This window comes from Sorangiineae bacterium MSr11954, from assembly GCA_037157815.1.
Lineage (GTDB): Bacteria > Myxococcota_A > Polyangia > Polyangiales > Polyangiaceae > Pendulispora > Pendulispora albinea.
Window position 1 is genome coordinate 3,766,835 of the sequence record CP089984.1, and the last position, 22,200, is coordinate 3,789,034.

The 22,200-nt window shown below is 66.2% G+C and carries 18 protein-coding genes; 12 read left to right on the forward strand and 6 right to left on the reverse strand.

The genetic code is table 11. The features are described 5' to 3' along the window. The first annotated feature begins 95 nt into the window (after positions 1–95). From LZC94_14980 to LZC94_15005, 6 genes are all read left to right on the forward strand, one after another. Positions 96–1,817 (forward strand): DUF885 domain-containing protein, encoded by a 1,722-nt coding sequence (locus LZC94_14980; protein ID WXB18532.1) that lies wholly within the window; start codon positions 96–98, stop codon positions 1,815–1,817. A 116-nt stretch (positions 1,818–1,933) separates the two neighbouring features. Continuing rightward, on the forward strand, positions 1,934–2,476 hold the full coding sequence (locus LZC94_14985) for a hypothetical protein (GenBank protein WXB18533.1): 543 nt from the start codon (positions 1,934–1,936) through the stop codon (positions 2,474–2,476). A gap of 69 nt (positions 2,477–2,545) precedes the next feature. Then, a complete protein-coding gene (locus tag LZC94_14990; protein ID WXB18534.1) occupies positions 2,546–3,415 on the forward strand; it encodes an alpha/beta hydrolase in 870 nt (289 codons plus the stop codon). A 197-nt stretch (positions 3,416–3,612) separates the two neighbouring features. Next, positions 3,613–5,535, forward strand: coding sequence for a hypothetical protein (locus LZC94_14995; protein WXB18535.1), 1,923 nt, complete (start codon positions 3,613–3,615; stop codon positions 5,533–5,535). 66 nt (positions 5,536–5,601) lie between these two features. Beyond that, complete coding sequence (locus LZC94_15000; protein WXB18536.1) at positions 5,602–6,282, forward strand: RNA polymerase sigma factor; 681 nt, start codon at positions 5,602–5,604, stop codon at positions 6,280–6,282. 115 nt (positions 6,283–6,397) lie between these two features. Further along, positions 6,398–6,856 carry a c-type cytochrome gene (locus LZC94_15005; protein ID WXB18537.1) on the forward strand — a complete coding sequence of 153 codons (459 nt, stop codon included), beginning with the start codon at positions 6,398–6,400 and terminating at the stop codon, positions 6,854–6,856. A gap of 15 nt (positions 6,857–6,871) precedes the next feature. Here LZC94_15005 and LZC94_15010 read toward each other — a convergent pair whose 3' ends face one another. Further along, positions 6,872–8,026 (reverse strand): hypothetical protein, encoded by a 1,155-nt coding sequence (locus LZC94_15010; protein WXB18538.1) that lies wholly within the window; start codon positions 8,024–8,026, stop codon positions 6,872–6,874. Positions 8,027–8,177: 151 nt separating this feature from the next. Here LZC94_15010 and LZC94_15015 point away from each other — a divergent pair, with 151 nt between their 5' ends. After that, positions 8,178–8,834: a TetR family transcriptional regulator gene (locus LZC94_15015; protein ID WXB18539.1), complete on the forward strand. Its 657-nt coding sequence runs from the start codon at positions 8,178–8,180 to the stop codon at positions 8,832–8,834. Between the two features lie 21 nt (positions 8,835–8,855). On the opposite strand, the gene LZC94_15020 is transcribed toward LZC94_15015, so the two are convergent. Next, positions 8,856–10,760, reverse strand: coding sequence for a sulfatase-like hydrolase/transferase (locus LZC94_15020; GenBank protein WXB18540.1), 1,905 nt, complete (start codon positions 10,758–10,760; stop codon positions 8,856–8,858). A 293-nt stretch (positions 10,761–11,053) separates the two neighbouring features. Further along, the gene (locus tag LZC94_15025; protein ID WXB18541.1) at positions 11,054–12,877 is read right to left on the reverse strand and encodes a DUF885 domain-containing protein; all 1,824 of its coding nucleotides are present in this window, start codon (positions 12,875–12,877) and stop codon (positions 11,054–11,056) included. A gap of 223 nt (positions 12,878–13,100) precedes the next feature. Between LZC94_15025 and LZC94_15030 the strand changes: the two genes are divergently transcribed. Continuing rightward, the gene (locus LZC94_15030) at positions 13,101–14,504 is read left to right on the forward strand and encodes a cytochrome P450 (GenBank protein ID WXB20195.1); all 1,404 of its coding nucleotides are present in this window, start codon (positions 13,101–13,103) and stop codon (positions 14,502–14,504) included. Here LZC94_15030 and LZC94_15035 read toward each other — a convergent pair. Further along, complete coding sequence (locus tag LZC94_15035) at positions 14,457–15,782, reverse strand: MATE family efflux transporter (GenBank protein ID WXB18542.1); 1,326 nt, start codon at positions 15,780–15,782, stop codon at positions 14,457–14,459. The genes LZC94_15030 and LZC94_15035 overlap by 48 nt on opposite strands. Before the next feature lie 345 nt (positions 15,783–16,127). Then, on the reverse strand, positions 16,128–16,610 hold the full coding sequence (locus LZC94_15040; GenBank protein ID WXB18543.1) for a hypothetical protein: 483 nt from the start codon (positions 16,608–16,610) through the stop codon (positions 16,128–16,130). Between the two features lie 250 nt (positions 16,611–16,860). Here LZC94_15040 and LZC94_15045 point away from each other — a divergent pair, with 250 nt between their 5' ends. Continuing rightward, complete coding sequence (locus tag LZC94_15045) at positions 16,861–17,832, forward strand: dienelactone hydrolase family protein (protein ID WXB18544.1); 972 nt, start codon at positions 16,861–16,863, stop codon at positions 17,830–17,832. Here the strand turns inward: LZC94_15045 and LZC94_15050 are convergent. After that, the gene (locus tag LZC94_15050) at positions 17,807–18,769 is read right to left on the reverse strand and encodes a LysR family transcriptional regulator (protein WXB18545.1); all 963 of its coding nucleotides are present in this window, start codon (positions 18,767–18,769) and stop codon (positions 17,807–17,809) included. The two genes, LZC94_15045 and LZC94_15050, sit on opposite strands and share 26 nt — an antisense overlap. 120 nt (positions 18,770–18,889) lie before the next feature. Between LZC94_15050 and LZC94_15055 the strand changes: the two genes are divergently transcribed. The 3 genes from LZC94_15055 to LZC94_15065 all read left to right on the forward strand — a co-directional run bounded on the left by LZC94_15055 (position 18,890) and on the right by LZC94_15065 (position 22,022). Then, positions 18,890–20,005: an alpha/beta hydrolase gene (locus LZC94_15055; protein ID WXB18546.1), complete on the forward strand. Its 1,116-nt coding sequence runs from the start codon at positions 18,890–18,892 to the stop codon at positions 20,003–20,005. A gap of 179 nt (positions 20,006–20,184) precedes the next feature. Continuing rightward, positions 20,185–20,769 (forward strand): YkgJ family cysteine cluster protein, encoded by a 585-nt coding sequence (locus LZC94_15060; GenBank protein WXB18547.1) that lies wholly within the window; start codon positions 20,185–20,187, stop codon positions 20,767–20,769. Positions 20,770–20,930: 161 nt separating this feature from the next. Next, entirely contained in the window at positions 20,931–22,022 is a 1,092-nt protein-coding gene (locus LZC94_15065) for a metallophosphoesterase (GenBank protein ID WXB18548.1), read from the forward strand. Positions 22,023–22,200 lie beyond the last annotated feature (178 nt).

A 22,200-nucleotide genomic window follows, 5' to 3' on the forward strand; every position in this document is an offset into this window, starting at 1 on the left:
CTCGTGGGGCGCGCTGGAATGCGCGCGCGAACGCATGCTAACGATGACCCATGCGCGGATGGCGGTATGGAGTGGCGTGCGGTTGGCTTTTGACGATGGGTGCATGTGGTGGCGGCGGCGCCCGGCCCCCGGAGGCCGCGGCGCCGAGGTCGGTGGCCGCCGCCGCGGACAGCACGGCGCGCAGCAACGAAAACGCCAAGGTGCTGCTCGATTTGGAGGCGCGCTTCGAGCCCGAATCGGCCCACGCCGGCGGGCTCGAAGGGGCCGGTGAGGAAATCGTCGATCTCGGACCGGACCTCGCGGAGCGCTCGCTCCGAGCGTACCGGGAGGCCGAGACCACCTTGGGCGAGCGTCTCGCCCGCGAGACGGATCCGGCGGTGCACGCCGATCTGGAGCTCCTGCTTCGCGCCGCGCAGCTTCGCCGCAAACGCATCGAGCTCGACGCGAAATGGCTCGTCCCGCTCACGGACGTAACGGACATCGTTCTTCGTGGGATCCGGGCCGCCGGGGAGCGCTCGGCCCTGGTCCGCCTGCGGCGCTACACGGGAATGGAGCCCGGCCGGCGCCCGCTGGTCGATCTGGCCATCGCGCGCACGCGCGAACGGCTCGATCGTCCGGGCCTCGTCTTTCCGGCCAAGGTGCGCGTCGAGAAGATGCTCGCCACCATGCCCATCCTGGCCGAGGGCGTCGCCAAGCTGCTGGCGAAATCCTCCCCCGCCGGCTACGAGGCGCCGCTCGCGCGCTGGAACGAGCAGGTGGCGGCCTATACCAAGTTCGTGCGCGAGAGCATTTTGCCGCGGGCGCGCGCCGATTTTCATCAGCCCCCGGAGCTGTATCGGCTGGCGCTGGAGGAGTCGGGCATCGACGCGCCGCCGCGCGAGGTCGCCGCCAAGGCGCGCGAAGCGTTCGCCCGCGTGCAGGGTGAGATGCAAGAGCTCGCGCCCCGCGTGGCACGCGAAAAGGGCCTGGCGGCGACCGATTACCGCGATGTCATTCGCGCGCTCAAAAAGACGCAGCTCCACGGCAGCGCATTGCTGGACACGTACCACCGTCGGGTGGCGGAGATCGACGCCATTCTCCGGCGCGAACATTTGGTGACCGTGCCCGCGCGCGCCATGCAAGTTCGATTGGCGACCGACGCAGAGAGCGCGCAGATCCCGGCGCCCTTCTTCGATGCGCCGCGCCTCATCGGCAACACCGGGGAAGAGGGCACGTTCGTCTTGCCGGACCGGCTCTCCGCCGATCCGTCCAAGCGCCTCGACGATTTCAGCCACGACGCCGCCTCCTGGTGGCTCACGGCGCACGAAGGCCGCCCCGGCCACGAGCTCCAATATTCGAGCATGATCGAGCGCAACGTCTCCATCGCCCGCGCGCTCTTCGCATTCAACAGCGTCAACGCCGAGGGCTGGGGCCTCTACGCCGAGGACCTGATGCGGCCTTATATGCCGCTCGACGGCCAACTCATTTGCCTGCAAGCGCGTCTCATGCGCGCAGCGCACGCCTTTTTGGATATCGAGCTCAATCTGGGGCTCCTCGACACCGGCGAAGCGCGCCGCGTGATGCAGCAAGACGTCGTCTTCTCGGAAGCGTGGGCCAATTCGGCCGTCGACCGCTATACCTTTTGGTGGCCGGCGCAGGCCCCATCCTACTTCTACGGCTACATGCGCCTCATGGAGTTACGCGCCGACACCCAAAGGGCCATGGGCGCGCATTTCAATCTCGCATCGTTTCACGATTTCGTCCTCGCCCAAGGCATGGTCCCGCCCGCGCTCTTGCGCCAAGCCGTCTTTGCGCGCCTGGTGGCCAAGAGCGGTTAGCATGGCGAGGGAGCGAACCCATGGCGCACGTTGACACATGTCGATGGCGCGCCACGCTCGATTTGGTGGGTATTCGAGCGGGCGAGCCGGGCATATGATTTGCGCGAGGAGGGAACATGCGAATCGCGCGAACGTCGTTTGGGTTGGCTTTCTTGCCGTGTCTCATCGTGCTCACGTCCCAATGTGGAAATGACGATGGCTCCGACCCCCGTCCCGGCGGGGAGGAGGGGCCGCCCGTCACGGCCCAGGAGCTTTGCGCCAAGATCGATGCGCGCGCGGCCGCCTGCGGCGGGTCCAAAGGGAGCCTCGAGCGTTGCGCGGAGCATATCGCGTTTTACCAGTGCGGCTACAGCAACCCCGCCGTGCGCTCGTACGCCACCTGCCGCGGTAGCACGGTCTGCGCGGAGAAGGCGACCGACGATGCATGCGCCATCGCCATGGGCATCACCGCCGACGAACGGGCGGTGAACGACTGCGCGGCCAAGGCGAAGGGCTGCGAGGCGACGGCGAAGTGGAGCGCGGAATTTTGCGTGTATCCGGCGCTTCGCACGGAGTTCAAATCGAAGGTCGGCGACTGCGTCGGGCGCGCGACGTGCGCCGAACAGAAGCAATGCCTGGACGAGTTTGCCGCGAACTTCAAGGCGACGTGTAAAAAATAAGAGCCGCGCCGCGCCCGGCGCCTGAAATGTGATACGTCTTGTATACCATTTAGGAAGGGAGCGCGCTCGATGCCGGTCTTCGATTTTTACGGGACGCCCATCGCGTACGATCAAGCCGGCACGGGGGACCCCATCCTGTTCCTTCACAACCTCGGCGGCGACCGCACCATCTGGTCGGCCCAATACGAGGCGTTGCGGGCGACGAACCGGGTGGTTGCCCTGGACTGGCTCGGCTACGGCGATTCGGCCATTCCCGATAGCGGCTACACCATCGACACCTACCTGCGGTTGCTCGGCGACTTCATCGAGCATCATGCCCTGCGCCAAATCACCTTGGTCGGCCATTGCTTCGGCAGCGCAATGGCCTTGCTCTACGCGCGCCAATGTCCGCACAACGTGCGCGCGCTGGTCCTGAGCAGCCCCCTGACGGCGGCGACCCTTCGCCCCACCCCGACGGGTTGGTCCGCGCGCCTCGGCGAGCGCCTGCAGCTCGACTCCGCCTTTGCGGGGATGCGTCTGCCCTCGGCCATCGCCGCGTGGATCGTGCGCGCGCAGCTCGGACCGCGCGGCCGGCACATGCCCGCCGAGACGTTCGCGTCGCTGCGGGACCGATGGTCCGCGCCCGGCCGGCTGCTCCCCATCGCCGCGATCGCGCGTGATTTGCCGCGCCTCGCGGAGCTCGATGCCTTCCGGCCTCCTGCGTCGTTTCCGCCCATCACCACCTTGTGGGGCGCGAACAACCGCATCCTCTCGCCCGCCGCCGGACAGCGCTTGAACACCGTCCTCCAGCCGGTCCAGGCGCTCACCTTGCCGGGCTGCGGTCACCTCGTCATGATGGAAGAGCCCACCTCGGTCACCGCCACCATCCGCGCCGCCCTCTGCGCATCGCGCGCGCCCTCGCGTTCCGCGAACCCCGCGAAGCAAGCCGTTTCACATTGAACCGTGCGCCGGATCGTTGCGTCGGCGCGTGACGATCCCGCGTCCGCCGCCGACGCGCCCCATCGGCTGCGGTCCTGCCGCTGTCACGTGCGGCGTCCCGTGCAGCCCATGCAGGGAGCGGAGCGTCGCCGTTCCCAACGGCGGCACGATCGTTGCGAACTCGACCCGCGCAACGAACCGCGAACGAGGAGCCGTCGATGGATAACGTGATGGTCGGCTACGATATGATTCTGTCGATTGGCCAAGACGAAATCAATTCCCAGTTCGAACGGCTGGCGCGCGCCGGATTCATCGTCTCCAAGGTCGCGAGCAATGGGGTCATCGTCGGCGGGATCCTCGGCGGAAACACGCCAAAGTTGATCTCGTACCTGCGCGGGTGGGTGCACCCTCCGCAGGTGACATTTGGAAAACGCAATGACACCCAGGAGGTGGAGTTCGCCTTTTCCTTCATCGCGCACGATGTGCAACCCAATGATCCCGAGGGCTGGACCTCGGCCGAGCTCGAAGCCGCGTTTGCAGCCCAAAGTGCGACGGCCACCGACGCCGTGCTGGAGCGGCGGGAGGACATCCCGGTTCGCGATCCCGTGAGCACCCTCTCGAAACAGCGGATCCGTTATTGGCTTCGAAGGCATACGGTGACCTTGGGGACCACCAAGGTCCAGCGGTATGCGATCGTCCCCGCCATCTCGTACACGTCGTCGGCGTCGGAGCGCCCGATCTTGCTGTCCTTGGAGGGCCTGGAGCTTCGCTTCGCCGTGCAATTGAATCAGATCCCGGTCACGGCCAAAGACTTCGAGGCCGGCGTCGCCCAGGGCAGGGTCCCGCCCGAGGTGCTCAAGGCGGTGACGGATCATGCGTTCAACGAGGACGTCTTCGGCCTTCAGCAGCTCTTCTTGGATTTCGACACCGTCGACTTTACCCAATGGGATCTGCGCGATCCGGCCGACGCGCTGGGATCGACCGTGTCCTTGGTGGTGTTCGGCGACGGCGGCTCGTACACGGTCGATACGGGGGTGTCGCTCAAGGTGCTGATGCAGCAAGATCCCCAGTTCTCGGTGGAGTTGAGCACCAACCTGCAGGACGTCTTCGGGTTTCAGGACAAGAACCCGGGCGGGCGCACTCCGTATATTTTGGGGGTGGCGGTGGCGCAGCCCAAGGGGCAGGTGGCGACCGTGGTCTCGGGGACGGGCGCCGCGCTCGAAAATAACGCGCAGGCCAGCTTGGTCCCCATGTGGATCGGCTATTCGAGCACCCCCAACCCGACCAACGACGGGTGGAGCACCATCAACTACGAAGTGCTGGGCGGCCGCGATCCGAACTTCGAGAAGCGCATTCCCCGAAACGCCGATAAGAGCGTCCGCCATCTGACGACGCCGCTGATTTCATCGAACGACTTTTCGGGGGTCCTGCTGTTCGCGCGCTCGGTCTTCTTCGACCCCTTGCTCTTCGGGCCCGTTCAGTCGGCGCTGGCGACGGGGGCACCTTGGACCCAGGACGGCATGACGTTCACGTCGGTGTTCGACGACGCGAAGAAGCTCGACCATGAGGACGATACCTGGGGCGTTTGGAAGGCCAAGATCGGATACAAAGCCGACATCACCCAGACGGATCACCACACCTACACCATTCGGGTGGCGGGCAACCGGGTGACGGTGAGCATCGATTTGCACCGGCACGTGGAGCTGACGGCCAAGCTCTATCTGGGCATCGACGACGATCTGAAATTCAGCTGGACGCGCGACTTTCGCGGCTCGAGCGAGGCGGTGCTCGAGACCTATGTCGACCAAAACGAGCACCTTCACTTCAAGGTCACCCCGCCGCCCGACCTTCGAATCACGTGCAGCGAGAAGAAAGACTCCCTGGCCCATGTGGCCGATAAGATCATCGATGGGCTGGAAAAGTTCGCCATGCGCAGCTTCAACCCGGCCAGCGAGACATTGAACGAGCTGGCCGCCGCGGCGGTCACCAACTTTCGCAGCCACGCTGACGCATTGAAGCAATTGGTCCTTCGGTCGAGTCACACCCACTTCATCTCACCGACTGGGCAAATCTTCTTTCTGAACAATCCCCACTACGATGACGATTTGAATCTCCAAATGGACGTGACCTACGACGTCTGAAAACGGACGGATCAGCTACGAAAAGAGGAACCCGCGGGGGCCGAAGCGACTCATGATGGAAGAACCGTGAATGCGCACAGCACCGAGCAGCCCCTGGAGCGCCGCGAGCTCGGCACCGACGAAGATGTCGTCCGCCGCGTTCTCGCAGGGGAGGTCCATCTTTACGAGGTGATCATGCGACGCCACAACCGGCGGTTGTACCGCGTGGCGCGCTCGATCTTACGCGAGGATGACGAGGCCTCCGACGTCATGCAGGACGCTTATGTGCGCGCTTACGAGCACCTCGCGCAGTTCAAAGGTGCGGGGACGTTCTCCACGTGGCTTACGCGCATCGCGGTCTACGAAGCGTTTGCGCGGCTTCGGCGTCGCGGACGGCATGCATCCTTCGACGAGGAAGAGGCGGAGCACGAGGACTGCGTTATGGCAACGAACCCGCGAACCCCGGAACAGAGCGCACACGATGCCGAGCTCCGAGCCTTTCTCGAGCGTGCCATCGACCGGCTCCCGTCCGATTTTCGAACCGTGTTCATGATGCGGGCCATGGAGGAAATGAGCACGGCGGACGTCGCGCAGGTGCTGGATATCCCCGAGGAAACGGTGAAGACACGGCTGCATCGCGCGCGCGGGCTCCTGCGCCGGGTGCTCACGCAGCGGCTCGAGATGTCGTCGAAGGATGCGTTCTCGTTCGCGGGGGCGCGCTGCGATCACGTCGTCCGGCAGGTGCTGCGGCGTATCGGGCGGTCGTGAGCCGGTGAAACGCGGGTCCCACCCGAGAAGCTCGGGAACCTCGTTCCTGCTCGCGACTCGTCCATGCATCCCGTTTCCATCCGGCCTGTCCGGATTCATCGAGGAGGCGATTCCGATGATACGAAAGCTCTTGCGCGCATGGGCGCTGGTTGCATGTGCGGTCACCTCGTTCGCCTGTGGAGGCTCGAACCAACAGTCTGCCGCGTCCGCGACGACGTCGGCGGGGACGGCCGATGGCGAGGCTCAAGCCGAGCGCGGTGCAAAGCTCTATGCCGACAACTGCGCGGGGTGCCATGGCTCGGCCGGCCAAGGCTCCAAGAAAGCGCCGCCGGTGGTGGGCACGAACGCGCTCCCCTTGGATCCCCGTCCGGAGCAAAAGTATCGAAAAGCGGCGTTCCATACGGCCCTCGATGTCGCGCAGTTCGTGGTCAAGAGCATGCCGCCCGAGAAGCCCGGCTCCCTGCCCGAGAGCGACTATTGGGACATTCTCGCCTTCGATCTCAAAGCCAACGGCGTGCCCGTTGCCGGCAAACACATCGACGCCCAAACGGCCGCTGACATCAAACTTCACTGACGGCGGCCGGGCGGATCATCTCCGAGCTTCGCGATTGTGGCGCGCCAGCGCGTGGAAGGATTCCTTTGGCTCCCAGCGGTAGGGGGACGAGGGATCCGCCCGCCGTTCGCGGACCACTTTGACGAGGCCGAACGAAGCCATATCGAGATCGTACTCCCGCTCCGCGGCGTAGGGCGAATCCGGCGCCATGAACGTGTAGACGTGCGCCCCGAGCAGGCCCTCGGCCTCGAAGATCGGCATCAAGCGGGCGATGTGATCCGCTTGCGCCCGCTCCGATCGAACCTCGCTCCCCCGGATGCGGGGCGGATCCTGCTCGTAGTCGACGATGGCGTAACCGCTACCTCCTTTTTCGGGGGCGCCTCGGTAGGTGCAGCTCCCGAACTCCAAAATCAGGATCGGTTTACCGTGTCTCCGATGACCTTCGAGATCCCGATGGTACTCCGCGGGGGTTTGGAAATACTCGTAGTAGTCGAGACCGACGAAGTCGAAGAGGGACCAATCGACGTCCTCGAAGGTGGCCGCGGCGTAGGTGACGGGGCCATCGAAGTTCTCGCGGGCGACGCCCGCCGCCTTGCGGATGAACGCATGGAGTCGCTCGAAAATGGCTGGATAGTCCTCCTCCGGGGTCTGACCGAACCGCTCGATGCGCTCGGTGAATCGCTCGCCGGGCGCGATGCCCGGCACGAAGAGAACGTACTCGCAGCCGATGATCAGGGTGACGCGGTCGCCGTAGCGCTCTCGTAGACCTTGCACTTCGCGCGCGGTATGCGCCAAGTGGCGAAGGATTTGCTCCTGGGGATGATCGTACAAGCGGGGCTGCACGAACACGGTCAGGTTTTGCTCGAGGGCGGCCCGGGACGTGTCGACCAGGCGTCCGATATCGCTTCCGAACACGGTGATGGAATTGCAATGGAGTTGCTCTCCGATGACGCGCACGTCCGCGTCCATGCGCCCTCGGTCCCAGATGGGTAGGCTCGATGGTTCGCCTGGGCCGCTCACCAAGCCCGTTTCGTAGCAAACGCCCCGGTAGCGCAGGCCCGTCCCCGGAGGCCGTCCCGCGCCGCCCTTCGCGCCCGCAGCGGTGCTCCCGGCGCAGCCCGCGCCGGCGCCCGCCATCGGCGCCGCTCGAAGCCACGCCAACCCGCCGAGGATGAACGCCCGCCGCGGCACGCGTGCACCTCCCGTAGACAGCTCCTTCCTTCTCGAACTCCTCGCGCTCCTCGAACCCATCCAAGCCATCGAAGCCGCCATGGTTCCTCTCGACGCAAAAGGTAAGTGGACGGGGATCGGCCGCCCTGGTTACACATTCAGCAGATTAGTCATGCAACCAAAAATTAGGTCACGCAACAAAAGTACGCCTTCGTTCATCGAGGCCGCCCGGCGCGATCAGCTGGTGGAAGCCGCGATCGCGACCATCGCCGAAGTCGGGTATGCCAAGGCGTCTTTCGTGCGCATCGCCGAGCGCGCGGCCATCAGCCCGGGGCTCATCAGTTATCACTTCAGCACCAAGGGCGAGCTGCTCGAGCAGGTGATCGTGCACATCACCACCACGATGGACCGGGCCATGTCCGCGCGCGCCGAGGGCGCGAGCGGCTACGTCGCCGCGTTGCGCGCCATGATCGAGGCCTTCGTGCACTACTGCGCGGGGCACCGGCCCGAGATGCTGGCGCTGCTCCAACTCTCGTCGAACGCCGAGGATCCCGAGGTGGCCAAGGAGCTCGCGCGCACGCAGGAGACGGGCCTCTCGGAGCTCGAGGAGATGTTCCAAAAGGGGCAAGAGGCGCGCGCGTTTCGTGCGTTCTCACCCCGCACGATGGCGGTGACCTTGATGGGGGCCCTCGAGGCGGTGCCCCGCGAGCTGGCCCTGCGGCCCGAGACGGACGTCGATGCGTATGCGTGCGAGCTCGCCACCGCGTTCGAGCTCGCGGTTCAGCCGCTCCCCCACGCTCCACGCGCCAAGCACAAGAAACGCCGATAAGCCTCGCCGGCGTGCGACGAGCTAGGGATGAAGCGGCCAGACGCGATCGGCGAGCAACAGGGCCTCGCTGGCGTGGATGCGGACGATGGTTTGACGGAGGGTCGCCACCTCGCGGGCAAAGGCCTCTTGGCCCATGAGATCGTTCTCCTCGTCGGGATCCTGCGCCAGGTTGTAGAGGTGCTCCTGCTCGGCCGACTCGTGCACGGCCAGCTTGAACGGCCACTGCACGGCGGCGAGCTGCACCCCGTCGTAGGGCTGCACCAGCGGAACGGGGGGCCGCGGATCGTCGTCGGCGACCAGCGAGCGCCCCGCAAAATGCGTCGGCGCGCGGATCTGGAGCAGATCGACGATGGTCGGCGCCAGGTCGATCTGCGAGGCTGCCCGATCGGTGATCACGTGCGGCGCCACGTGCCCGCGCCAGTGCAGCGCAAAGCCGATGCGAAACGCCTCCTCGAAGGAGCCCAGGCCATTGAAGTGGATCCCGTGCTCGTCCGCCGGGAAGCTATGATCCCCCACCAGGATGACGATGGCGTCGCGGAAGGCGGGCCTTCGGTCGAGCGCTTCGAAGAACGTGTTCAGCCATGTATCGGCCGCCGTGAGCGACGCCGTGTAGTTGCGCCGGTACTTGCTGGACTTGCCGTCGTCCTCCGGATCGGGGACGTGCTTCGGGTTCTTGTCGAAGGGGTAGTGGTGCGACGCGTTGGCGAGCACCGCAAACTGCGGCTTGCCCGGCTCGCGCGCCACCTTGGCGTCGAGGCTCTCGAAGAAGCGCTCGTAGAAGACGTCGTCCTGGAGCCCCACGCCCCAGAACGCGGGATCCTGCGAAACTGTGTGCTCCTGTGCGAAGCGGACGTCGTCGAAGCCAATTTGCGTAAGGTATTTGGCCGCGGAGTCGAAGTCCGGCTCGTCGCTCGCGGAGTGGAACGATGTGGCGTAGCCATGCTCGCCGAGCACCTTCGGGAGGCAATGGACGCGGGTGTTCGGGATATCCACGAACTCTTTCGCGTGCACCATCGGGATCATCGAGCAGAGCGTGGCGAAGTGTCCGCGGCTGCTCTGCACGGAGTTGCCGTAAAAGTGATCGAAGGTGAGCCCCTCGCGTCTCCATTGGTCGAAGAAGGGGGTGAACTTGCGGCCATCGGGCCGCGCCTTGTCCGCGTACTGCGCGCTCCACGACTCGAGGAAGAGGAGAAGAACGTGGGGCCGCGCGCCATCGGCGGCAGCACCCGCAGCCGCACCAACGCCCGCGATCGCGCGGGCGCGGGCGCTCGGGATCGACTCGTGAACCAAGGGAAATTCCGCGCCCGGGAGGGTGGCGGCGGCGGCGCGCCGCACCGCATGAAAGCGAAACGCCGAGATGGCGAAGTCCGTCAGCGGCTCGTGTGTACGAATGCGCGCCATCGGCGCACCGATTAAGAGCAGCGCGTACACGCCCAGCGCCACGCGGCGCGCGCGTTCGGTGCCGCGCCACGGTCGGGCAGGCCAGCGCATGAACGCAGCCATGAACGTAAGGGGGACCAGAAGGAAAACGGCGATCTCCCACGGGCGCACGTTTGCAAGGACGATGCGCCGGCCAAGCGGTGTGGCAAGCTCGCGGACGTTGGCATGCACGAAGCCGTAGTCGAACGAGCCCGTGGTCTCGAAGTGCGCAAAGTGAAACGCGACGAAGAGCACGTACACGAGGGCGGTGATGCGCCATGCCCAGCGCTGCGAGCGCACGAGCAGGTGAATGGGCCCGAAGAGGGCAAATACCGTGGCATACGTGAGGACGACGCGGAGTCCCTCACCGCTGCGCGCAACGTCGTACCCATCGCTGGCCGCCAGGGCGATCAGAAACACCGTCTGGACGAACGCCGCGATCCAAAAGCTCGTTGGGATCCACGCACGCACCCATGCGCGGACCCGGCCAAGGCGGGGACCCACCATCGATAGGTCGATACACCAGGAGCGACAATATGGCAATGAGGTGACGGTGGTATGACATTCCGACGTCCCATCCACCGGCCCTCGTTTTGCCGGGCGCGTAAAATGGCCGCGCACCCAAGATTCCGTCGGCGCGCCGCCGCCCCTCGATCTCCAAGGCGAATCGGACACCGTCGCGGCGTCCGCCTCTCCACGAATGACCCTGGCGCGCGCCGCTGCGCGCGATCAAGGGGCGAGGGGAGGGCGCACCCCCGCCGCGGCGCACCCGCCGCGGCGATTGCCTTCGAACCGGGCCTTCAGGTCCCTTCGAGCAGATAACGCCGCAGAAACTTGACGGCAATCGAGCCGTGGCCGATGAGCCCCTCGTTGAACGCCCGCTGGCGGAACGCCGCGCCCTTTTGGGTGCGGTAATCGTTTTCCAGTGCGCGGACCTCGTCGAGGCCGAGGAAGTATTGAACGAGCTGGGTGGAGTCCAGCTTGGCGCGCAGAAGCTTCTTCTCCGCCATGGCCGGCTCTTGGAAGCCCTCCTTCACCATGAAGCGCACGGCCTCCTCATCGCTCATTTGGCCCGACTGGAGCTTCATGTCCAGGATGGCGTTGGTGCAGGCGATCATCTGGCCCCGAAGGTCGTAAAAGCGATAGCGGTCGTTCGACGCTTCGCCCCACCCCAGCTTCACCATCAGCCCCTCGGCGTACACCGCCCAACCTTCGACCATCGCCGCGTTCCAGAGGACGGCGCGCAGGGGATTGAGGTTCTTCTTCGAATAGAAGTACTGCGTGTGGTGCCCTGGATAGGCCTCGTGCATGGCCACCAACTGCACATCGTAGTCGTTCTGACCGCGCAGGTAGGACTCGACCCGATCTTTGGCCCATGTGGGATCGATGGGGTCGACGTAGTACGTGGCATGCCAGGTCGGCTTTCGATCGAGGACGCCGGGCGCCAAGTACTCGGCCGCGACCGAGCCCCGTTTGAACATCGGCATGGGGGAGACGATCAAGGTCTCCTTCGGGGGCAGCCCGAGAAGGTCGTTCTTTTCGATGAAGGCGCGCATGCGATCGAGGTTGCGACCGTGCGCCGCCACCAGCTCGTCGGGCGCGGCGTGGTTCTTGGCGAGCTCGTTCTTGACCTTGTCGATGATCGCCGTATCCGCCTCGGGGCTGCTCTTGGCGGCCAGGGGCTCCTTGGGCCAGAGCTGCAGGTGGAGCTTCTTGGCTACCTCGAGCAGCTCGGCGCGGGTCGCACGAAAGGAGCTCTCCGCCGCGGCCAAGACCTGCGAGGGCGGCCGATCGGTTTGAAGGGCGAGCGGAAACTTCTTTTCGTAGAGCTCTTTTCCAAGTCGCCAATCGCCATCGGCCACGGCCGAGAGCTCCTTCTCCATGAACGCCTGGTACTTCTTGAGCGCCTCCACCGCGCCCGCGCGCGCCGACTCGGCTTCGCGATCGTTCTTGGTGAACTCCTTCACCTCGGATTCGAAGAACTCGATGCGCCCGAGGTTCTCCTTGATCGCGTGCTCCCGGTAAACCTTGGGCGTCCGTCGTTTGCCCGAGGGGTGGGCGAGCGCCTCGCGCATCTGGGAAAGAAAGCGCGGGAGCGCGAGCAGCTCGGCGGTCACGCTGGCTCGGCGCGCGTCCTCCGGGGCAAAATCGCCGTGGATGATGTCGGAGAGCCGGCCGGCGATGACCTCGCGCGGATCGTAATTAGGAAACGAATCGTTGATCCGGGGGTCCCACTCCCAATCACGAATTTCGCGGAGGTACAAAAGCTCGAGGGCGATTCCATCGGCGAGGATGGCCCCGTCGATGCGATCGTCCAGGCTCGTTTTGGGCGCTCGGGAGAGCTCCGCCTGCAGACCGACCAGCTCCTCCTGCCTGCGCGCCAGCGCGGCGGCGCTCAGATCCGGCAGCGCGCCATCGAAGCGATGATCGCCCATGAAGGTGGCAAGGTGCGGCTTGGCCCGAAAGAGGCCGTCCAAATAGCGCTGCGTGAGCGGGCGCACCGCGGACGCGGCCGGCGCGGGAGACGATGCCGCGTCGGACGGTGCGACGGGACCTGCCGTTTTGGACGGTTCGGCGGGGTGACAGGCGACGAGGATTCCAAGGGCGAGCCAAGCTTTGCGCATGGCCGGCAAGCTAGCACCAACCTGCTGGGGGGGTGATGACATCTTCACACCGATGGATGGAGCCACCGCCATCATCCTGGCGAATTCGCGACCCGATCCCTCGCATCTCGATGGTGCGCCCTTATAGTGAGGGTCCCTATCCGCTTTTTGCGAAAGGATCTTTGCGATGGCAACACTGCCCAACGGGCCGGCGTGGCCGCGCCGCGCGCAACTTTTTTGGTGGATGTTCAATCCCGGATCCTTCCTGGATCGCTGTCACCGGCAATTCGGCGATACATTTACAGCGCGCTTTGGTTCCTATCCACCCAGCGTGTTCGTTAGTCATCCAGAGGACATCAAACGCGTTTTTCTTGCGAGCTCCGACGAGGTGTCGGCCGGCGAAGCCAATACGAATCTCATGGGATTCTTGTTTGGACAGAGCTCGGTCCTCAGCCTCGATGGCAAATCGCATCTCCGCGCCCGCCGGATGGTCATGCCGCCATTTCATAGCGAGCGCCTTCGCACCTATTATGGATCCATGCGCGCGCGGACCGATGAGGCCATCCGCCGATGGCCCGTGGGAAGGCCCTTTTCCATGCACGAGGAGATGCATCGGCTCACGTTCGACATCATCCTCGGTATTCTCTTCGGTCCGCAGGAGCGGGAATTTTACGAGCCCTTTCGATCGCTGGTCGCGGAGCTGGTCAAGCAGACCGAGAGCCCGCTCTTCCATGCGCTCTTTGCCATGTTGCCCTCCGAGCAGCTCACCGCATGGCTCACGCGGAGTCCAGCGCGCGTGTCCCTCGGACCTCTTGGAGAACGCGATATCACGCGCATTCTTCCGGGCGGGGCCATCTTGCGCGCCAAACATGGTATCGACGCGATGGTGTACGGAGAGATCACACGTCGCCGCGCCTCGCCGTATCGCGGTGATGATGTGTTATCGACCTTTCTCGATGCCAAAGGCGAGGACGGCCGCGGCATGAGCGACGCGGAGCTGCACGATCAGCTCATCACGCTGTTCATTGCAGGGCACGACACCACGGCCACTGCGCTCTCATGGGCCTTTTATCATCTGCTCAAACAGCCGGGGGTGCTCGGCAAACTTCGGGCCGAGGTCAATCACGTACCGGCCGACGACGAAGCTTGGGGTCATCGCATTTGCGAGCTTCCCTATTTGGATGCCTTCATCAAAGAGACGATGCGCCTTACACCGGTGGCGCCCATCATCATTCGCATTCTGCAGCAGCCGCTCACGATTGGGAAATACGAGATCCCTGCCGGCAGCTATGTGACACCGTGCGTCTACCTGACGCATCGCCGTCCGGACGTGTGGCCGGAGCCGGAGCGCTTTCGGCCCGAGCGCTTCCTCGGTACCAAGACGAACCCCTACGAGTTCTTTCCCTTTGGCGGCGGCGTTCGCCGGTGCTTGGGGGCGAGCTTTGCGCTTCACGAGATGAAGCTCCTGCTCGCCCAGGTGATTTCGCGCACCGAGCTTCGCCTCGAGCCCGGCCCGGACGAGCCCATCGCGCGCAAGGGGCTCTTTCTGGCGCCTGGACGCGGGGTGTCGGTCATCGTCGATGGCCGCCCGAAACGTCGCTCAGCGGGAGGCTCCGGTGACCAGCCAGGAGCTGCCGCGGGCACGTAGCGCAAAGGCCACCAGGCGTACGGTGAGCCATAGGGCGATGGCGAGCCAGAGCTGCACGAGGCTGCCGCCGCGGGCGAAGAGCCACCATGCGGCGGGCAGAAAGACGATGAGCGCGACGGTCTGGGCCAATGCCAAATAGCGCTGATCGCCTGCGCCAATCAGGACACCATCGAGGACGAACGCGGCGCCCGCGATGGGTTGCATGCAGGCGATGACCACTAGCGAGGCGGCGAGCAAGCCTCGCACATCGGGATCGTGTGTGAACGCATCCGGAATCCAGGACCGGGTGACGAACACGACCAGCCCGAAGACGATCCCGCTGGCGATGCCCCACTCGATCATACGTCGCGTCGCGGCCCGGGTGCCGGCCACGTCGGACGCCCCCAGGTAGCGACCCGTGATCGATTGCGCCGCGATGGCGATGGCATCGAGGGCCAAGGCCAGGAACATCCAAATGCGGGAGCCCACCGTATACGCGGCTGCCTCCGCATTGCCGGTGTGCGCCGCCACGGACGTTGCGAGAACGAGGACGGCCTGAATGCTCACCGTGCGAAGGATCAACGCGAACCCGGCGGTGGCCGCGGCCCGCACCCCGGCGAGATCGGGCCAGAGCGGCACCCCGTGGGCCCGCACCCCCCGCACGACCACCGCCAGATAGGCCACCGCGCTGCCCACCTGCGCGAGCACCGTGCCCCACGCGGAGCCGGCGATCCCCCAGCCGAGCACCAGCACGAACAGGGCGTTGAGCGCGAGGTTCACGACCGAGGCGGCCACCGAGACGTAGAGCGGCGTGCGGGTGTCTTGCAGCCCTCGCAGCACGCCGGTGCCGGCCATCACGACCAGCATCCCGGGGAGCCCGAGGAGGCTAATCCGAAGGTAAATTTCGGCGTGCGGGGTCGCCGTCGCCGAGGCCCCGAATGCGCGGACGATCCATGGGGCGAGCGGCCACCCGAGCACGATGAGCGCGGCGCCGATGGCCAGGGCCAACCCGATGCCGTCGATGCCTTGGCGGAGCGCGCGCGCCCGATTGCCCGCGCCCAGTTGCCGCGCCACCGACGAGGTCGTGCCATAGGCGAGAAAGACGCAGCTGCCCGCGATGGTCGCCAGAGCCTGGCCGGCGATGCCCAGCCCTGCTTGCTGCGCCGTGCCCAAGTGGCCCACGATGGCCGAATCGGCGAGCAGGAAGAGCGGCTCGGCGACCAACGCTCCAAATGCCGGGATCGCGAGGCGCACGATCGCGCGATCGTGGGGGTGGCGCAGGGTCGGTACGAGGCTCACGGGGGGGCCGCATCGTCGCAGGTCGGACGCCATGAGCAATGGTCAATGTACCTTCGACCGCGGGCCGCGTCGCGGGCGGGGATGGGCCCGCGATCGTACGGCGCGCCACGAGGTCTGCACGGGTCTGCGCACGGGGCTCTCGCCGAGCGCCGAGGCCGCCATCGTGGCGGGTGGAGGCCGGTGCGGCGTGAGATGCGTTTGCCGGCAATGACCGCGGGCGCCGCGCCGCCCGGCGCTAGTTGCGCGTCATCTGGAATGTCATGCGCGAATGCCCGGGGGCCGCTGCCGCGTGGGATGCGCTTGCCGGCCATGATCGCGGGCGCGCGTGCACCGCGCCACCCGGCGCTAGCCGCGCGCAATCTGGAATATCATGCGCGAATGGCGTGCGTCGCGTTTGCGGACGGTGAGCTGACCGCCCACGTTCGAGTAGGCGCCGCTGCCGCCGGTGATGGGGATCGTGAAGGTGCCGGCGAGCTCGCCGAACGTGATGGTCGCCAGGCCCTGCGCGGCGATTTGTCCGTCACCGAGATCGGCGGTGAGGTTGCAGTTTACGGTGATGGTGCGCGCCGCATCGTCGATGCGAACGTCGGTGCAGAAGGCGCCGGCCGTTCCAACGGGTTTGCCGTCGGGCGACGTGAGGTTTTCGCTGTAAGCATATGCGTCGCCCGGGGTGGGCCCCGGCTGACCGAAATCGATGTTCTCTTCCTGGACGATGGTCGAGGATAGCTCGAAGGTCCGGGCGCGATCCTCGCGGGCGGCTGCCGATGCGTCGACGTGGAGGCCTCCGAGGGCGCCCGCGAAAATGGCAAGAAGATATCGTGTTTGCATCTTCCGACTATATTGTCCGAAGTCGAACAATCAACTGCCGCTTTCGTCTTTTGTTTGGCAGGCGGTGCCGTTCGAAACGGTCAACCATTTACGGAGTCGTCGTTTGCGGCAAGCAGCCCATCGCGCCAAGTGGGCATTCGTGTCATATGGCAAATGCCTGTTCCCATCATGCCCATGGGACTCCGCTGGGAAGCTCAGGCCAAGGCGTGCTCGAGTCCCATGCCGGGATGTGCCATCATCCATCGCTGCGATGATGCGATATGCCCCGAAGCGCGAAACGGTGGTCGCCCTGGGCGGCGTCGTTCTTTCGACGATGCTGTCATGCTCCGGCTCGAAGCCGCCGCCTCCGGGGCCCGCGGGAAAGGGCGCCGCCGCGGGGAGCGCGGAAGGAGCGGGGGATGCGGGGGAGGACGCGGCGGCGGACACCGCGTACGAGACCCTCGTTTCGGGTGGGCTGCGGCGGCATTATCGGCTGCACCTGCCGGCGGACGATCGCGCGGGCCGGCCTCTTCCCGTGGTGCTTGCCTTTCATGGGCGGGGCGAGAGCGCGCGCAAAATCCAGAGCTACGCCGGGCTCGATGGCCTCCCCGCCATCGTCGGTTACCCCCAAGGTGAGCCCAGCAAGGACGAAGCGGACAAGCGCAGTTGGCAAGGCGCACCGTATGCGGCCGGGGCCGACGATGTGCAGTTCGTGCGCGATCTCTTGGAGCACCTGCAGCGCACCCGCGCGGTGGATCCCAAACGCGTGTACGCGACGGGCAAATCCAACGGCGGCGGCTTCGCGGCCCTCTTGGCGTGCCGGATGGCCGATCGCATCGCGGCCGTCGCGCCGGTGGCCGGTGCGTATTATCCGCCAAGCCCGCCGTGCCAGCCCTCGCGACCCGTTCCCGTGCTGGAGCTCCACGGAACGGAGGACCCGGTGATCGCGTACGAGGGCAACGCCAAGAAGGGCGTGCCGCCCATCGGCACATGGCTTCGCGGGTGGGCGGAGCGCGATGGTTGCACCCGAGGGCCCACCGTCTTCATGAGCCAGGCCGACATCACCGCGGAGCGCTGGTCGGGCTGCGCCGGCGGCTCGGCCGTCGAGCACTACCGCATCGCCGGGGGTGGCCACACCTGGCCCGGGGCGACCGTTTCGAGTGGCCCCGGCGCGACGACGCACACCATCGATGCCGCCAAGGTTCTTTGGTCGTTCTTCATCGAGCACCCGTTGCCGCCGTAGCGGGGGGCGCCGCATCGAGCTCGCCGGCGATGCGCATGGCGGTGTCGCGCAGCCAGCGGTGGGCGGCGTCTTGGTCGTAGGAGGCGTGCCAGAGCATGGCGATGGAATAGCCATTGAGCGGAAAGGGAACGTTGGCCGTCGCGAGGCCGAGGGATGCGGCGGCGACGAGGGCGGTGCGGCGGGGCAAGGTGGCCATGGCGCGCAGCTGCTGCAGAACGAAGGGGACGCTGATGGCGTGGGGCGTATCGAGGAGGATGCGGCGCTGGTAGCGTCGTTTGGCGAGGGCGGCGTCGATGGCGGCTTCGCACTCGGCGCGCGTGGAGACGCGCACATGGGGGAGCGACGCGTAGTGGGCGATGGTCAGGCGCTCGGCGGGATCGTGGGCCGCGCGCGGAAAGAGGCAGAGAAAACCGTCGCTGCGGCAGAGCACCCGGCGTTTGTGGTGCGTGCGGCCTTGGTGGAAGACGCCCACGGCGAGATCGAGGCGGTCGTCGTCGATGCTCTCGAGCAGGCGCTCGGGGTCGAGCTGCTGCACGTCGAGGCTCACCCCCGGCGCCGCGCGCGCGATGTAGGCCAGGAGGGGCGGAACCATGGCCACCTCCAGATCGTCGCGGATGCCCAAGCGAAAGCGACGCTCGGCGCGGGCCGGATCGAACGCACCGTCGGGCCGTAGGGTGGCTTGCACCTCGGAGAGGGCCGCGCGCACGTGCAACGCCAGCGCGCGGGCGCGGGGGGTCGGCTGCATGCCCGACTCCGAGCGCACGAACAGATCGTCCCGAAAGAGCTTTCGCAGCCGCCCGAGGTTGTGGCTCATCGCCGACTGACCGATGCCCAGCCGCGAGGCCGCGCGCGTGACGTGCTGCTCCGTCAGGAGCGCGTCGAAGGCGACCAGCAGGTTCAAGTCCAGGCGGGCGAGATGATTGTAATCAATGATCATGATGATTCGTATCGATTGGCGTCATGATGCACCACGGTTTATCTGAGTGCTCGGGGATTGCAAACCAGCCTCCCCGCACCCGCACCAAGCCCGCTCGACCGGCGGGCGAAAAGGAGCCTCATGCTCTCGGTTCGCATGGCGCACGCTCGGCCGCGCCCGTGGTTCTTCATCGCCTTGGCCCTCTCGGCGCTCGCGTGCGCCCACCCCGAAGGCGCAGCCTCACCGGCAGCTCCGCCGGCGGCCGCGACCGGCGCCTCCGCATCTTTCGCGTCCTCCGCGTCCTCCGCGTCCTCCGCGCCCTCCGCGTCCCTCGCGTCCGCGACCGTCGGCGATGCGGGCGCGCCGGCGACCGGAGCTCGGGATGCGCTGCCCGCCACGCTGCCTTACACGCCGAGCACCGTCCGGACCCCGGACGGTCTCACCATCGCCGTGCAGACGTGGGGTCATTCGAAGGGGACCCCCATCGTCTTCGTGCACGGTTTGGCGCAGAGCCATCTCTCGTGGGGGCGCCAGACGTCGAGCGAGCTCGCGCGCGATTTCCGCTTGGTCACCTACGATTTGCGCGGGCATGGCGACTCGGACAAACCTTTGGGGGCGGCCTACTACGAGGAAGGCCGCCGCTGGGGCGATGAGCTCTCCGCGGTGCTCGATGCGCTGGGACCCAGCCGGCCCGTCGTGGTGGGCTGGTCGCTCGGGGGCGGTGTCATCGTCAATTACCTCGCGGCCCATGGCGACGGGCGGCTCTCGGGGATCGTCTTCGTCGACGCCGTGACCCGCGCGGATCGCGCGGAGCTCCCGGGGGTGCCCCCGATCGGCTCCCCCGATCTCGCCACCCGGGTCGCGGCCGGCCGTCGCTTCTTGCTCGATTGCTTCGCGGTCCCGCCGGCGGGCGAGGCCTTCGAGACCATGCTCGCCTACAACGCGCAGGTCCCTCGGCACGTGCTGGCCACCACATTTCGCTCCTTTCTCGAGGGCACCGACCCCGCGCTCGCCGCCACCCGGGTGCCCGTGCTGCTGGTGCACGGCACGGAGGACAAGCTCGTGAAAGTCGGCATGTCCGAGAAAACGGCGGCCCTCGTCCCGGGCGCGCGGCTCTCGCGCTACGAGCGCACCGGGCACGCGCCGTTCTACGAGCAAGCCGGCCGATTCAATAGCGAAATCGCGGCCTTCATGCGCAAGGTCGAAACGGAGCGAGGACCGACGACCCCGCCTCGGGTGTCCTCTTCGAACCCCTGAGTCGATCCGACCACCTTCGCGCATGCGCGACTTACGCGACGCGCATACGCGACCGTGGTGAGCGCGTGGCCACCGCCGGGGGCCACGACTCGGTTGCGTCGGAGAAAACGAAAACGAGACGCACCCACCGTCTGCGTTTCTGTTGTAGGCTCCACTCTCCGCGAGAGTACAGCCGCCGCATGAAAAACGTACCTGGTGCCCGCTACCTCAATTTCCGTTGCACGGGGTGCGGCAACTGCTGCAAAGACCCCCTGCTTCCCCTCACCGACGATGACATTCGTCGCATCGCAAAGCGCACGGGCGACACGCCCGACGTGATCGCGCAGGTCGTCGATCGGCACGCGATCCACATGGATGACGAGCCCGAAGCCTTCGCCATGCTGAGGCAGGGCAAGCGCGTGCTGGTGCTGCGCCACGAGCACGGTCGATGCCGTTACTTGGGCGACGACAACCGCTGCACCATCTACACGAGCCGCCCGCTCGGGTGCCGCATCTACCCGCTCGACCCCGAGTTCAACTCGAAGAAAAAACTCCGCCGTCTGACGATCGTTCAGGCCACCGAGTGCCCCTACGAGATGGATGGCGCGGTCGATGTCGACTCCCTTCACGAGCTTCAGCAACGCTATTGGGCGGCGCACGAGGCGTACAACACCAAGATCGCCGAGTGGAATCAGGTGCAAAGGCGGCGCAAGCGTGCCGGCCGTGCCGCACAGACCGCGCGCGAGTTCTTTTCCTTTTTGGGTCTGACCGACGGCGCAAAATAACGCTGCGCGCGGCGCCTTCGGGCTCGTGGGCGCGTGGGCTCGTGGGCGCGTTGCAAGGGTGGGCCACGGTTCGCCCAGTCGGTAGGAAATCGGCAGGATTTTGCCGGGATGACATCGATCCGGCACAACATGGGCGCGCCGGGATCGCTTAGCCTTTTCGCATGAAGACGCGACTTTCCGTTCTACGGGATGGTGGGTGGGAACGTATTGGGTGGGGGCTTTTGGCGGTGGGTGTGGCGTCGGCATCGGCGTTGGCCGCCTGTGGCGGGCTCGGTGATCCCGAATCGGCGGAGCCCGTGCAGGCTCCGCCCTCCGAGGATGCGCTCCAGGCGGACGTACCGGTGGCCGCGGCCACGATCCCGACCGACGCCAACTTGAAGGTCGCCTTCATCGGCGACACGGCGTCGGGGGAGGACTTTCGCGCCGTGCTCCAGCTGGTGAAGCGAGAAGCGGCCGATCTGGTGATGGTGCAGGGCGATCTGACCTACGACGGGGAGACCCCGCCGGAGTGGTTCACGGCCATCGACGCCGAGATCAACACGTCGTCCTCGAAGATCCCGTACTTCGCCTCCAAGGGAAATCACGACAGCGGCTGGAGCCAGATCGGCTCGGGCCTCAAGACGCGGATGTCGAGCTGGAACATCCCGCCCGAGAACAACGATCCGACGAAGAAGAACTATTCGGTCGTGTACAAGGGGTTGAAGGTGGTCATGGTGAGCGACGAGGAGACCTCCTCGCCATCGCGTGCAGACTACATCAATCAGCGTTTGTCCGGCGACGAGCACATCTGGAAGATCTGCTCCTGGCACAAGAACCAGCGGGCGACCAATGTGGGGCCCAAGAGCGACGAGATGGGCTGGACCGTCTACGAGAACTGCCGCAAGCAAGGCGCCATCGTGGCGCAGGGGCACTCGCACACGTACTCGCGCAGCAAGACGATCGTCGCCGACAGCGCGCAGACCGTGGACTCCACCTGCAGCGGTCCGTTCGATCTGTGCGTGGCGCCCGGCAAGCACTTCTTCTTCGACAGCAGCTTGGGCGGGCACGACATTCGTTCGAAGAACAGCACCGTCGCCAGCAAGAGCTACTGGGGCACCACGTACACCGGGAGCTTTGGCGCGCTGTTCATCGAGTTCCATGTCGACGGCGATCCGCGCAAGGCGCGCGGGTACTTCAAGACGGTGAACGACGTCATCGTCGATCCGCCGACCTCGAGCGGTCGGACGAGCTTTACGATCACGCGCGCTCCGTGACGGGGGAGGGGGCGCATCGTTCGGATGGGGTGAGGGGCGCGCGGCTCCTAGGCGCTTTTCGTGGCCCGACCTTAGGCGCCTCTCGCGTCGCGTCGGTGCTGCGGGCCGCTCGCGTCGCGTCGGTGCTGCGGGCCTCTCGCGTCGCGTCGGTGCTGCGGGCCTCTCGCGTCGCGCCGGT

Bases quoted from the DNA above. Each gene is read 5' to 3' on its own strand.
- LZC94_14980 (WXB18532.1), top strand. From the start codon at position 96: ATGGGTGCATGTGGTGGCGGCGGCGCCCGGCCCCCGGAGGCCGCGGCG.
- LZC94_14985 (WXB18533.1), top strand. From the start codon at position 1,934: ATGCGAATCGCGCGAACGTCGTTTGGGTTGGCTTTCTTGCCGTGTCTC.
- LZC94_14990 (WXB18534.1), top strand. From the start codon at position 2,546: ATGCCGGTCTTCGATTTTTACGGGACGCCCATCGCGTACGATCAAGCC.
- LZC94_14995 (WXB18535.1), top strand. From the start codon at position 3,613: ATGGATAACGTGATGGTCGGCTACGATATGATTCTGTCGATTGGCCAA.
- LZC94_15005 (WXB18537.1), top strand. From the start codon at position 6,398: ATGATACGAAAGCTCTTGCGCGCATGGGCGCTGGTTGCATGTGCGGTC.
- LZC94_15015 (WXB18539.1), top strand. From the start codon at position 8,178: ATGCAACCAAAAATTAGGTCACGCAACAAAAGTACGCCTTCGTTCATC.
- LZC94_15020 (WXB18540.1), bottom strand. From the start codon at position 10,760: ATGGTGGGTCCCCGCCTTGGCCGGGTCCGCGCATGGGTGCGTGCGTGG.
- LZC94_15025 (WXB18541.1), bottom strand. From the start codon at position 12,877: ATGCGCAAAGCTTGGCTCGCCCTTGGAATCCTCGTCGCCTGTCACCCC.
- LZC94_15030 (WXB20195.1), top strand. From the start codon at position 13,101: ATGTTCAATCCCGGATCCTTCCTGGATCGCTGTCACCGGCAATTCGGC.
- LZC94_15040 (WXB18543.1), bottom strand. From the start codon at position 16,610: ATGCAAACACGATATCTTCTTGCCATTTTCGCGGGCGCCCTCGGAGGC.
- LZC94_15045 (WXB18544.1), top strand. From the start codon at position 16,861: ATGATGCGATATGCCCCGAAGCGCGAAACGGTGGTCGCCCTGGGCGGC.
- LZC94_15050 (WXB18545.1), bottom strand. From the start codon at position 18,769: ATGATCATTGATTACAATCATCTCGCCCGCCTGGACTTGAACCTGCTG.
- LZC94_15055 (WXB18546.1), top strand. From the start codon at position 18,890: ATGCTCTCGGTTCGCATGGCGCACGCTCGGCCGCGCCCGTGGTTCTTC.
- LZC94_15060 (WXB18547.1), top strand. From the start codon at position 20,185: ATGAAAAACGTACCTGGTGCCCGCTACCTCAATTTCCGTTGCACGGGG.
- LZC94_15065 (WXB18548.1), top strand. From the start codon at position 20,931: ATGAAGACGCGACTTTCCGTTCTACGGGATGGTGGGTGGGAACGTATT.